10 protein-coding genes and 1 pseudogene are annotated in these 12576 nt (G+C 65.7%); 2 read left to right on the top strand and 9 right to left on the bottom strand.

The genetic code is table 11. The features are described 5' to 3' along the window. The 8 genes and pseudogenes from VGE27_RS17425 to VGE27_RS17390 form a co-directional block, all read right to left on the bottom strand. Nucleotides 1-240: pseudogene (locus VGE27_RS17425) on the bottom strand (hypothetical protein); the annotation flags it as partial. Then, a complete protein-coding gene (locus tag VGE27_RS17420) occupies nucleotides 240-842 on the bottom strand; it encodes a gluconate 2-dehydrogenase subunit 3 family protein (protein WP_331050953.1) in 603 nt (200 codons plus the stop codon). The gene VGE27_RS17420 and the pseudogene VGE27_RS17425, both read right to left, overlap by 1 nt. Beyond that, nucleotides 842-2539 carry a GMC family oxidoreductase gene (locus VGE27_RS17415; RefSeq protein ID WP_331050952.1) on the bottom strand — a complete coding sequence of 566 codons (1698 nt, stop codon included), beginning with the start codon at nucleotides 2537-2539 and terminating at the stop codon, nucleotides 842-844. Before VGE27_RS17415 ends, VGE27_RS17420 begins: the two co-directional genes overlap by 1 nt. Nucleotides 2540-2563: 24 nt before the next feature. Next, entirely contained in the window at nucleotides 2564-3484 is a 921-nt protein-coding gene (locus tag VGE27_RS17410; protein ID WP_331050951.1) for a sugar phosphate isomerase/epimerase, read from the bottom strand. Continuing rightward, nucleotides 3481-3978: a GNAT family N-acetyltransferase gene (locus VGE27_RS17405; RefSeq protein WP_331050950.1), complete on the bottom strand. Its 498-nt coding sequence runs from the start codon at nucleotides 3976-3978 to the stop codon at nucleotides 3481-3483. The genes VGE27_RS17410 and VGE27_RS17405 overlap by 4 nt, the downstream gene beginning before the upstream one ends. A gap of 20 nt (nucleotides 3979-3998) precedes the next feature. Beyond that, the gene (locus VGE27_RS17400) at nucleotides 3999-5201 is read right to left on the bottom strand and encodes an FAD-binding oxidoreductase (RefSeq protein WP_331050949.1); all 1203 of its coding nucleotides are present in this window, start codon (nucleotides 5199-5201) and stop codon (nucleotides 3999-4001) included. Nucleotides 5202-5253: 52 nt separating this feature from the next. Then, nucleotides 5254-6264 carry a S41 family peptidase gene (locus VGE27_RS17395; protein WP_331050948.1) on the bottom strand — a complete coding sequence of 337 codons (1011 nt, stop codon included), beginning with the start codon at nucleotides 6262-6264 and terminating at the stop codon, nucleotides 5254-5256. A 163-nt stretch (nucleotides 6265-6427) separates the two neighbouring features. After that, on the bottom strand, nucleotides 6428-6895 hold the full coding sequence (locus VGE27_RS17390; RefSeq protein WP_331050947.1) for a hypothetical protein: 468 nt from the start codon (nucleotides 6893-6895) through the stop codon (nucleotides 6428-6430). A gap of 54 nt (nucleotides 6896-6949) precedes the next feature. Here VGE27_RS17390 and VGE27_RS17385 point away from each other — a divergent pair, with 54 nt between their 5' ends. Beyond that, the gene (locus tag VGE27_RS17385; RefSeq protein ID WP_331050946.1) at nucleotides 6950-7735 is read left to right on the top strand and encodes a DUF2490 domain-containing protein; all 786 of its coding nucleotides are present in this window, start codon (nucleotides 6950-6952) and stop codon (nucleotides 7733-7735) included. Nucleotides 7736-7886: 151 nt separating this feature from the next. Continuing rightward, nucleotides 7887-10571, top strand: a complete 2685-nt coding sequence (locus VGE27_RS17380; protein WP_331050945.1) for a S9 family peptidase — start codon at nucleotides 7887-7889, stop codon at nucleotides 10569-10571. 79 nt (nucleotides 10572-10650) lie between these two features. On the opposite strand, the gene VGE27_RS17375 is transcribed toward VGE27_RS17380, so the two are convergent. Continuing rightward, entirely contained in the window at nucleotides 10651-12477 is a 1827-nt protein-coding gene (locus VGE27_RS17375) for a M28 family metallopeptidase (protein WP_331050944.1), read from the bottom strand. Nucleotides 12478-12576 lie beyond the last annotated feature (99 nt).

Below are 12576 nucleotides of genomic sequence, written 5' to 3'. Positions count from 1 at the left end.
AATACGCCCATCGCGAATGATCACCGTTTGCGCATCGCGCGCTGCGGCACCGGTGCCATCGATGACACGCACGTTGGTCAGTGCCACCACGGAGGTATCCACGCGCACATACGAGCGGGTGGACGGCCCCACCGGCGCGCGTTGTGCCGACAGCGTCGACGCGCCGCACAGCAGCGGGAGCGCCAGCGCGGCCAGCGCCTTGCCAGACAGCACCTTGCCGCACCACGAACCCGACGGCATCACCGCGCGCTCCCCAGTGCCTTGGCATTGGCCGGCGCGGGGCACCCGCTCCACGCCGACACCGGCACATTGCCCATGTAGCCAATGTCCTTCACCCCGATGCGGCTGGTGAAGAAACCGTTCGCGCACAGATCACGGAACGCATTGAAGAACCGCACACCGGCCTGATGCTCCGGCTTGGCCTTGGCCGGCCAGGCGATGTCATCCACCACCGCTGTGCGCTGCGCCGCCGTGATATCCGGGAACGGCTTGCCGAAGCGTGCCCGCGACTCGGCGTTGAGCCACCCCAACCCTTCGCGCATGCGGGTCTGGTTGCCTGTGTACGTCATCATCACGAAGTCCATGAACTCCGGCACCCCCGCATCCGTTGCGCTCCCCGAGCGCGCATCGCGCGGGATCACGATATCGGACAGCACGCGTACGGTGCGCCACTCGAGCGGCTGAAAGAACTTGGGCGTGAACGCTACCTTGGGTTGTGCCTGCTCCAGTGCGTCCAGCACGTCATGGGTGTGCAGCGCGGCATCAGCCACATCACTGTGCGACAGCGCCCACGCTCCCATGGGCATGGTCGCCAGCAGCTTCATCATCTCGCGGCGTTCCATCAGAGAGCCCCCGCCTTGCGCTGCTGCGTGATGTACTCCGACGTGCGCATGGACAGTGCGAGAATGGTCCACGTGGGGTTCTTGTCGCACTGCGACACAAACGGCCCGCCGTCGGCGACAAACAGATTCTTGCAGTCCCACGCCTGGCACTGGCTGTTGAGCGCGGACGTTTTCTCCTCGCTGCCCATGCGCACGGTACCCAGTTCGTGGATGATCGAACCACCCGTCGCGATGCCGTAACCTTGCTCCTTGGTGGGCATTGCATTGAACACCGTACCACCCATCTCGGCGATCAAGGCCCGGAACGTCTCCTGCATGTGCTTCACCTGGTTGTACTCATGGTCGGTCCACTGCCAGTGGAACCGCAGCACTGGAATGCCCCACTGATCGCGCCGCTCGGGATCGAGTTCGGCGTACGACTTGTCGTTGGGAATCATCTCACCACGCCCGGAAAACCCGATCGTCGTGCCCCAGTACTTGCGGTAGCTGTCCTTGAGTGACGCGCCGTAGCCACCGCCATCGGGGTAGCGCTGAATACCGCCCATGAACCCGTAGCTGGGCATGCCGTAGCCGCCCCACACCTCGATGTGATACCCGCGTGGGAAGTCGAGCTTCTTGTTGTCCATCCACCATGGCATGTACACATGTCCACCACCCACACCGTCGCAGTTGTGGCGTGGCATGCCTTCGAGCGACGGGATGTAGCCCGCCACATCCGTACCGGTGGAGTCGGTGATGTAGCGCCCCACCACGCCGCTCGAGTTGCCGATGCCATTCGGGAAACGCGAGGACTTCGAGTTGAGCATGATGCGGCTGGACTCGAGGCTCGATGCGGCCAGCACGACCACTTTGGCGCGCACATGTTCGTCGCGGCCCGTCTTCTTGTCGATGTAGCTCACGCCCGTGGCGAGGCCGGCGTCGTTCACCGTGACCTCGCGCGCCATCGCATTGCTCAGAATGGTGAGCCGCCCCGTCTTTTGCGCCGGGAACAACAGCACATTCGGCGCGGTGAAGTTGGAGTTGGTCATGCACCCGCGATTGCACTGGCCGCAGTAGTGGCACGGCGCGCGCATACCCAGCGGCTTGGTGATGATGGACAACCGCGCGGGAATGCAGGTGACGTTGAGCTTCTTGGACGCCCGCTGCACCAGCTTCTCATAACAGCGCGGCTCCGGCGGTGGCATGAACTCACCATCGGGGTGATTCTCCAGCCCTTCATTGCTGCCGAAAATGCCCACCATACGATCGACCCGATCGTAGTACGGCTTGATATCATCGTAGCCGACGGGCCAGTCGTCACCCAGACCGTCGCGACTCTTGGCCTTGAAGTCGTGTGGCCCGAAACGCAGCGAGATACGTCCCCAGTGGTTGGTGCGACCGCCCAGCATGCGCCCGCGCCACCACCGGAAGTTCTGCGACCCTTCGGCGACCGTGTATGGCTCACCCGGAATATCCCACCCACCCAGACAGGCATCATGCTCGCCGAACTGGCGCTCCGGCGTGCTGCCGCCGCGACGCGCCGTGTCGTACGGCATCTTGAGCATCGACGAGTCCTTGGTGTTGTCCCACCACGGTCCCGCTTCGAGCATCACCACGCGCGCGCCCTGCCGCGTGAGTTCGTACGCGGCCATGGCGCCGCCGGCGCCGGAGCCCACAATGCACACATCGTATTCGGGACGGCGGGGCTGGATCTGCATCAGGAATGCGGTGGGGGTGACGCGTTACAACGCCTTGAGCGCAGCCGCGCTGGCGGTGACCGACGCAATGGGATCAGTGGGGTTGTCGTGCTCGATGAACCAGTGGTTCAGTCCCGAAGCACGCCCCTTCGTGAGGATGGTCTTGAAGTCGATGGTACCGGCGCCGACATCCTTCATCGCGCGCTCGGGCGCAGGGCCCGCATCCTTCACATGACAGGCCACCACGCGACCGGGCCAGCGCGCGATGATGGCCAACGGATCATGCCCGGCCTTCACCGCCCAGTAGATATCCAGCTCGAGCTTCACCGCCGCCGGGTCGGTCTGCGTGGTGAGCACCTCGTAGCCGGTGGTGCCCTCGATGGGAGCGAACTCGTAGTCGTGATTGTGGTACGCGAACGAAAGCCCGGCGGCGTTGGCGCGCGTGGCGCCGGTATTCAGGCGCTCGGCCAATCGCTGCCAGTTGGCACGCGAGCCGCGGTATTCCGCATTCACAGACGGCACGATGACGATCTTGTGGCCCATCGCGTTGGCACGGTCCATGATGGCGCCCCAGCCTTCATCGCTGGTCGGCAACGCTTCGTGCGTCGCGGGTGCCGTGAGACCATGCTGCTTGAGCAGCGCCTTCCACCACGCGGCGTCCTTGTTGTAGTAGCCGGCAAACTCGAGTTCCGTCACGCCTGCGCGCGCGACAGCAGCAATGGTGCCCTCCACATCGGTCGCCATCGCCCGGCGCACCGTGTACAACTGCAGACCAATGCGCTCGATGCGCTCCGCCGCTGGGATGATCGTAGACGTGTGTTGGGCCAGCACCGCACGCGCCCCCAGCGCACTGCCCACCAGGCCGCCAGCCAATGCCTGCAACACCGCACGCCGTGTATGCACGGCCTGTTGCGGCGCGGCAGCCGCACGAATTTCGCTGTCGCCTTCGTTGTCGCGATTGTTCATGATTCCGGTCCTCCTGTCGCGAGCTGCGCAAGCGCATCACCCGTGACGCGATAGACGGTCCACTCATCCTGCGGTCGTGCCCCGAGCTTTTCGTAGAAGCCGATCGCATCCACGTTCCAGTCGAGCACCGACCACTCGAGACGGCCACACTCACGTTCCACGGCGAGAGCCGCAAGACGCACCAGCAACGCCTTGCCAATACCCTTCCCGCGGAACGTCGGCCGAACAAACAGATCTTCGAGGTAGATCCCCGGTCGCGCAAGGAACGTGGAGAAGTTGTGAAAGAAGAGCGCGAACCCTGCGACCTCCCCCTCCCACTCCGCGATGATCACCTCGGCATACGGACGCGCACCAAACAGCGCCCGCTCGAGCAGTGCGTCCGTGGCCACACACTCGTGGCGCAGCCGCTCGTAATCGGCCAGCCCTTCGATGAGTTCACGAATAACGGATACATCCTGTCCGGTGGCCGGACGGATGTTCAGCGATGATGTCATGATTGAGAAAAGTCTGAAGACTACGACGTAGGGCTTACATCGTGACTTGCATCGTGACGCACGCCACGAGTGACTACTGGTGACCACGTATCGCCGAGCAGAAGGCGGACACCGCTGGCATCACCGTCGAGCGCAGCGGCCGCCACACCACGTGCGGCCAGCGCGCCGATCACATTGCCGGTTCCGGAATAGCCGCCCAGTGCCCACACATGTTCGCGCACCTGCTCGATCACCGGCAGACCGGTCTCCGTGTAGCCCGCGCAGGCGGCCCAGCGGTGCGTGATGGGGGTGGTGATGCCGATGTGCGAACGCATGAACGATTCGAGCATGTCCTGCACCGGCGCCGTCGGGGTGGCATCGGTGCTCCATTCGCTTTCACCAGCGCGGTCGCGGAATCCGCCCAGCGCCACCGACCCATCGGGCAACTGCTGCCAGTACTCGTACCCCTCGCGGTAGTACATGGGGCACGGAATGCGGCGCTCTGCCGATGGTGCCGTGGCCAGCATCTGCAGGCGCGCCGTGCGCACCCGCCCCACCAGTTCGGGCAACAGCACTTCGAGACGACCATCGACCGCCACAAACACGCGCCCACAGTGCACCGATCCCGTTGGCGTCACGACGCGCGTGCCGTCGATCTGCAGCACGGGGGTGCGAGCGAACAGACGCGCGCCTTCTTCCCGAGCACGCACGGCCAGTGCACGGCAACGCGCGAGCGGGTTGAACGAGGCATCGGACGGCAGGAAGAGTCCCGTGCCGAGTTCATCGTCCACCCATTCACAGGCCAGACCGTCGGTGAGCATCACCTCACGCTGCGCCTGACAGTCCTCGAGGTCCCAGTCGTCCGCCACCAGGCGGCGCGAGCCCGTGAATCGCACCGTGCCCGGCGCGGCATCGGCGATGCGCGGCAGTTCGGCCAGTGTGGCGGCGTAGATGGCGCGCGCACGATCCCGGCCATGCTTGCGAACCGCGTCGTGATAGAAATCGTAGGCACCGGCCAGCAGGAAGCCACCGTTGCGTCCTGCGGCGCCGGCGCCGACATCTCCCGCGTCGAGTCCCACCACGCGTTCATCGCGCCGCAGCAGTTCTTCGATGAGCGTGAGGCCACTGCCACCCAATCCGATCACGCAGCTGTCGGCACTCACGTCGCCGTGTAGCGCCGGAAGCGGAGTCCAGCGACCATCTTCCCACACGGGGACATTGGGCGGGGTGTTCGATTGGCTCATGCGGCGCTCGTATGGAGAGTGTCACTCGCCTCGGGCCGCGCCGCGCCATCAGTCAATGGCGATCGCGCCCGTCCAACTGGCGGGTCGGCGGGTCTGCCGGACCGCTCGGCGCGATACGGTACACTCCAGTCCGCTCTCCTAGCAATCCAACGGCCGCATCAATCAGGGGATCACGCTGCGAGTCATAGCTGTCAGGGTTCCAGGTCATGGCCAGATGCGGCGCCACACCACGGCCTTCGATGGGTTGCCGATCGGGTCCGTACTCCAGCCACCGCGGCACCGTGAACTGCCATCCGGCGCCCAACGCAAAGGTGGCCGGATTGCCCGAGGCACCGCCGGTGGTGTCGCCGATGACCGTGACCTGGGGCAGCGTACGCATGGCGGCCGCGAAGCTCTCGGTGGCGCTCAGTCCACCACGGCCCGTGATGAGCACGACAGGACGGGTGAACTGCCACGCGCCGCGCGGCGAGATCGTGCGGGCCAGCGGCATCTCCACATCGGTCACACGCGGGTCCGTACGGATTTCCACGTATGATGCGGGAAAGGCCCGACGCGTGAAGCGACCCGCAAACGCCAGTGCGGTGCCATCGCTGCCACCGGCATTGGTGCGCAAGTCGATGATCAGCCCCTGCGCCTCGCGAACCCGCTCGAGGGCTAGGTCGAGCGCATCGATATCGACGGGCGCACGCCAGGAGCCGATGTAGAGATAGGCATACCCTCCCACCATGCCTTCGCCGATATCGTTGCGCCGCACGATGCTCGCATCGCGCATGGCCGCTTCCCAGCGCGCGCGATCGAAGTTGGCGACGACGCTGGCCCGATAGGTGGGCACCACCTGCCCGCGGGGGTCCACCAGCCAGACATGGCGATCGTGCAGGGGCGTGAGCATCTCGATAAGCACCGCCACCAGTTCATCCTGCGAGCGCGCACGCTCCGCGCGCGGACGGTAGCGCGTTCGCTGAGCATCCCAGTCGACTCGCTTGTAGGCAAACGACGGATAGACGCTGTCGAATCGCGACCACAGCGCGTCGAACTGATCGATGAAAGCCGCTCGCGGCGCCACATTCGGCGCGACTGGACGTGCGGGATAGGAAGGACGCCCACAACCAACAGCGAGCGCAATACCCGCCAGCGCCAGTGCGGCTCGGAACCGCCCTGCGCAATACATACTGGAACGATGAAGGCCGGACCACCCAGGGTCCAGCCTTCTGGGACGATACGCAGCGTTACTTGTTGCCGTCGAGTCCGCTGGAGAGGCCCAAGGCGACCTGACGGGCCAGAACGGCCAGGTCTGGCGAGTGCTGCACCGCCTGATAGTAGAGACGCTGAAAGGCGTCCCCTTCGGAATCGGCCTGCAGCAGCAGACGCGACCGGTCGAACAGGGCCTGCGCTTCTGCCGCGCCCAACGGGGCCTTCTTGTCAGCCAGGCGCTCGTCGATGAGCAGGACCAGCTGCGCCATGGGACGGAGCCAGTCGAACCACGGGTCGTTGATCACCACCTGCAGGAACGCGCTGTTGTTGGCCAGCCGTCCCTTCACCTTCTCGTAGCGCTCCCGCTCAACATGGAGGAGCCCGCGATGCACCCGCAGCAGGTCATCACGGACCCGGTCGAGGCGCTGGCGCTGCTCGGCGGTCGCGGGAATGGCATCCACCGTGGCGGGGGCCGACGTGGGCTCGGGGGCGTTTTCGGACATGGGCGTAGGGCGAAGTGGTAGCGTCGTTACAATTCATCGACGAGGTTGGAATCTATGCACTTCGCCCACCTCACCAACCGCTTGTGCGCGACCGCTCTGGCGGCCGCAGCCATTTCCCTGCCCCAGTCCGCTGGTGCCCAGACGCCGGCCCCCTGGCGCACCGTTCGTCAGAATGACCATGTCTGGCTGGCCGTGACCTACGACCAGCCGGTGAGCAAGCGCTGGGCGATATTGGGCGACCTGCAGTGGCGCCGCACCGACGGCGTGGCCAAACCGCAGCAGTTCATGTTCCGTAACACGCTCACGTACAAGTTGGCGGACGGCCTGCGCCTTGGCGGCGGCGTGAATTATGGCGCGTCGGCGCCCTACGGCGAGCTGCCCGCCGCGCAGCCGAGCCGGGATCATCAGCTGTTTCTGTTCGCCCAGATGAACCACCGGCCGGGCAAGTTCGACCTGATGCACCGATACCGATACGAGCACCGGTGGCTCTCCAACATCATCACCGACGAGGACAGCGACCGGTCCCGTGGCCCCAGTCGCTACCAGCAGCGGGCGCGGTATCTCCTGCGGGCGGCGTATCCGGTGCCGGGACTGCAGTATCGCAAGCGTGATGTCACGGCCGTGCTCCAGAACGACGTCTTCGTGGGCATTTCCCACACCGACCGGGGGCTGGCCCTCGACCAGAACCGGTTCTCGTTCGGCGCCGGCATCCCCCTCAATGCGACCAAGCGACTGGATGTGCTGTGGCTGCAGCAGTGGATCGCGCACCCGGCGCGGCGGGCGAACGAGAACAACGGCACCGTGTGGATCCTTCTGAATCACATCGGCCGTCCCCGGTAAACCGCGCCTCATCTGTGACGGGCCGTATGGGGGGATGCCCGGCCGCGTGCGATTTCCGTCTGGACAAGCGTTTCACGGGGGCGTTGCGTTAGGGAACGAGGGACTTTGTCGCCCTGTCCGGTCTTCCCCGTTGCCTGAGGCCTCCACGCCCATGCGCTCCCCGTTGCGCTCCCCCCTCGCCCACGCCGGCTCGCGCCCGCTGACGTGGTCACCTGCCCTGGCCCGCAAGATGGCACTCGCCGTCGGGCTGCTCACGGTGCCGTCGCTTGCGACGGCGCAGAACCGCGCCGGTGCCAATGCGGCACCGGCACCGGCATCGGCCAGCAAGGCGGCCGATCCGATTTCCGACGAAGGGTACATCGCGCCGCCCGAGGCGATCGCGCGCCTCGTCACGGCGCCGCGTGAAGGCAACGCGTCGTTCAACGCGCCGAGCCCGGGCAGCCGCAAGTATTTCGCCCGTACCGTGAGCGATGGCCTGCCGTCGCTCAAGAACGTCGGCAAGGCACACCATAACCTCGGCGGCTTCCAGGTCGACCAGGGCGCGAATCGTGAGCGTGGCATGACCATGCGCAGCGCCGCAGGTCTCGAGCTGCTCGAGTGGGAAACCGGGCGCAAGATTCCGGTGGCGTTGCCCGCCGGTGCCCGCACCACGCAGCCCGTGTGGTCGCCCGATGGTTCGCGTATCGCATTCCTCGCGCTGTTCGATGATGCCACGCAGCTCTACGTGGCCGATGCCGCGACGGGCAAGGCAACGCCGGTGAGCGGCCGCAATGTGCTGGCGACCACCGTCACGGCACCGTCGTGGAGTGCTGACGGTCAGTCGCTCATCGTGGTGCTCACGCCGGACGCGCGTGGTGCCGAACCCAAGGAACCGGCGCTGGCCAGCGGTCCGATGGTGCGTATCAACGAGAGCAACAAGCTCAAGACGCGCACGTACGCCGATCTGGTCATGACGCCGTACGAGAAGGACCTGCTGGCTTATCACATCACGGGCCAGCTCGCCGTCATCAATACCAAGACACGCGCCGTGAAGAAGGTGGGTGCGCCGGGCATGATCCGCGCGCTCGATGCGTCGCCCGATGGCAAGTACTTCCGCGTGACGTACGTGGAGAAGCCGTTCTCGTACGTGTTGCCGGTGTCGTCGTTCGGCACGCGCGACGTGATCGTGGATGGTGCGGGTGTGGTGGTGCGTGAAGTGGTGAACAAGCCGCTGCGTGAGTCGGATGATCCGACCGATCCGGTCGATCCGATGAACCCGAGCCGTCTCGCCGGTCGTGTGCCGGTGGACACGGGCAAGCGCAGCATTGCCTGGGCCCCGTCGGGAGCGCTGCTGTACATGCAGTTGGCGCCGACGCCGGCTGGTGGTGCGGCTCGCGCCGATAGCGGTGCGGCCGCGCGTCGCGCCGATCGCCTGATGCAGTGGAAGGCCCCGTTCGACGCCAACGGCGCCACGGTGCTGTACGAAACCACCAACCGCATTTCGGCGGCGCGCTTCAACGATGCCGGCACCATCCTGTTCGTGACCGAGACAGGCACGGGCGGTACGTACGAGCAGGCCATCTTCCTCACCGAGAACAACGCCAAGTTCACCGTGGTCGCGCCGCGTCCGCGTGGTCGTGGTGACAGTGCCGCCGCGCCGGCGCCTGCAGCCGGTGGCTTCGGCCGTGGTCAGGCCGGTGGCCTGGTGACGCGCCCGGGCAGCAAGGGCGACGCGGTGGTGGTGGTCTCCACCGACGGCAAGTCGGTGTTCACCATCGGGGCGCCGCAGGACACGGCCAGCTCGCCCAAGGCGAATGTCGAGAAGATTGATATTCGCACCGGTGCTCGCACCCGTATCTACGAGAGCACGGGTGACGTGGTGGAAACCATCTCGGCGCCGCTCGACGACGACTTCACCAAGGTGGTCGTGCAGCGCGAATCGCCGACCATGGTGCCGCAGTCGTTCGTGCTGACGCTGGCGTCGAAGGATGCCAAGCAGCTCACGAACAACGTCGATGTGATGCCGGAGCTCAGCAAGGCGATCAAGAAGAAGGTGGTCGCCCGCCGCGCCGACGGCTACACGTTCAACGTGAACGTCACGCTGCCCGCCGACTACAAGACGGGCACGCGCCTGCCGGCGATGTTCTGGTTCTATCCGCGTGAGTACGACAACCAGGCGGCGTACGATCGCACGCTGGCGCAGGGCTCGGCGGCCGATCGCCGGTTCCCGTCGTATGGCCCGCGTTCGCTGCAGTTCCTGGTGACGCAGGGGTATGCCGTCGTGGAGCCCGATGCGCCGATCTTCGCGAGCGAAGGCCAGCTCGCCAACGACAACTATGTCGTGGACCTGCGCAACAACCTGTCGGCCATCATCGACGCGCTCGACACGCTGCAGATCATCGATCGCCATCGCCTGGGCCTGGGTGGCCACAGCTACGGCGCGTTCAGCACGGTGAACGCCATGGTGCACACGCCGTTCTTCAAGGCCGGCATTGCCGGTGACGGCGCCTACAACCGCACGCTCACGCCCAACGGCTTCCAGAGCGAGCGTCGTGACCTGTGGCAGGGCCGCCAGACGTACCTCGAGATGTCGCCGATGCTGTACGCCGACCAGCTCAATGGTGCGCTGCTCATGTACCACAGCACCGAAGACCAGAACGTCGGCACGGACCCGGTCAACTCCACGCGTCTCTACCACGCGCTGATGGGTCTTGGCAAGACGACGTCGCTGTACATGTACCCGTACGAAGACCACGGCCCGATCGCCAAGGAAACGGTGCTCGATCAGTGGGCCCGTTGGGTGGCGTGGCTCGACAAGTATGTGAAGAACGCGGGCAACAAGAACACCGCGATGTAAGTCGCTGCCGGGTCATTGACCTGCCAGTGCTAAAAAGGGGCGCCCTCACCGGGCGCCCCTTTTCATATTCCCCGCAGGATCACGGTACGATGTTCTTCGGCTTCGCCGGCTTGGTGCCGTTGAGCCGCGGACGCGGCCCGTTGGCCACTTCGACCGTCAGGTCGCGGATGTAGTTCGTGATGCGTGCGTAGTGCGGATAGTCGATGAATTCCGCTTCGTCGCTGCGCTGGTGATAGTCGCCATGCAGCCCCGTGAAGAAGAACGCAATCGGGATGCCCTGCACCGCGTAGTTGTAGTGGTCGCTGCGGCCGTAGATGTTGTTGTAACCGGCCCACGCGATCGGATCGTCGAACTTGTAGTCGAAGGCGAGCGGCTTGGCGAGCTTCTTGTTCACCGCCTGCACCTGTTCGCCCAGGTCCTTCGAGTCGAACCACGAGCCCACCACACCGAGATAGTCGTCGCTGCCACCCGGCAGGTCTTCCGCACGGCCACGTCCGATCATGTCGATGTTGAGCTGCGCGACGATGCTGTCGATGGGCACGGTCGGGTTGCGCACGAAGTACGCGGAGCCAAGCAGGCCAGCCTCTTCACCGGCATGCCAGATGAAGATGGTGGAACGCTTCGGCTTGACCGGCATGGCCTGAATGGCTTCGGCGATTTCGAGCACCGCCATGGAGCCGGAGCCATCGTCGTCGGCGCCGTTGTTGATGGAGTCGAGCCGCGGCTTGGGGTGAATACGGCGAATGCTGTCCATGTTCACCTTGATCGATGCGAGCTGCTCGGGACCCAGCCCACGCATCTCGTTGGCGATCTGCAGCTTGATGCGCGCGTCGTTGAAGACCTTGATGGAATCCTTGTCGACCGGCGTGGTGAACCCCACGTGATCGTTGTGCGCGCCGATCGCCACATACTGATGCTTGAGCTTGGGGTCACTGCCTGGAATGATGGCGATGACATTGCGGGCCCATTCGGTGGGCAGCTCCACGAAGTCGAGCGAAGCCGACACCGTACCGCCCTTGGCACCCGGCGACAGCCCTTCCACGCTGGCACCACGGAAGAGACGCGATGCCGCGTCACGGGTGAGACGGATAGTGGCCGACGGCTGCAGCGCCGCGAGCTGCTGCTTGAGCAGCGTGAGCGAATCCACCGGCACGGCGGCGGGAGCGCCCGGCGCACCGGCACGTGCCGCACGCGGCGGTGCGATCTGCGAGGCGACCGTGGGTTCGTTGATGGCTACCCGCTGGGCCGCACTCAAGGCATCGAGATCGACCGTGGCGACCGCCGCGGCATCGGCAAAGCGCGTGGGCGCCGGCGCGAAGCCGGGACGCACGGCAAACGCCTGTCCCTGCGAGGCACGTGCGCCGCCAGCCGGCGGCAGCAGCACCACGAACTTGCCCGCCGCGGCGGCGGCCGAGATCTGTGTGCTCGTGTCGCCCTGTATGCCACCGTATACGACTTCGGCGTCGGTGATGAAGCGCGGCGCGCGCTGTCCGGGCACGGCCACGAAGTCGGTGTTCCACTGCAGCGGATTGCCGTCGATGGTCAGCCGCGAATGATCGGTGAACTTGCGGAGGTGAAACGGCAGGTTCTGGAAATAGGTGCCATTGTCGCCCGCCGCCATGAGCCCGAGACGCTTCACTTCGGCGGCCAGATAGTCGGTGCCCTTCTTGTTGCCCGCGCGGCCCACCTGACGCCCCTGCATGGAGTCGTCGGCGAACTGGTAGAGACGGATCTGCAGGTCGCGCACATCGATGGCGGCCTTGGTGGGCGCCGGGGCGACACGCGCGGGGTTGCCGTAGCGATTGGTGCCCTGGGCATGAGCCGACGGCACGTGGAACGGCGCGAACGACGACGCGAGCAGCGCAGCGGCAGCCGCAATCGGCCACCGTGAGCGGACGAGCCGCATGGGTTTCTCCGGGAAGGGATGTTGCAGGAGGCGGGAGGTGTGTTACCCGGTGCAAATTAGGGCATTCCGGACGGCCCCGCCTATCCGCCGGACGATCCC

This window comes from Gemmatimonas sp. (assembly GCF_036405635.1).
Classification (GTDB): domain Bacteria; phylum Gemmatimonadota; class Gemmatimonadetes; order Gemmatimonadales; family Gemmatimonadaceae; genus Gemmatimonas.
The sequence above is the reverse complement of the archived record's forward strand: the minus strand, read 5'-3'. Positions and strand labels throughout refer to the sequence as shown.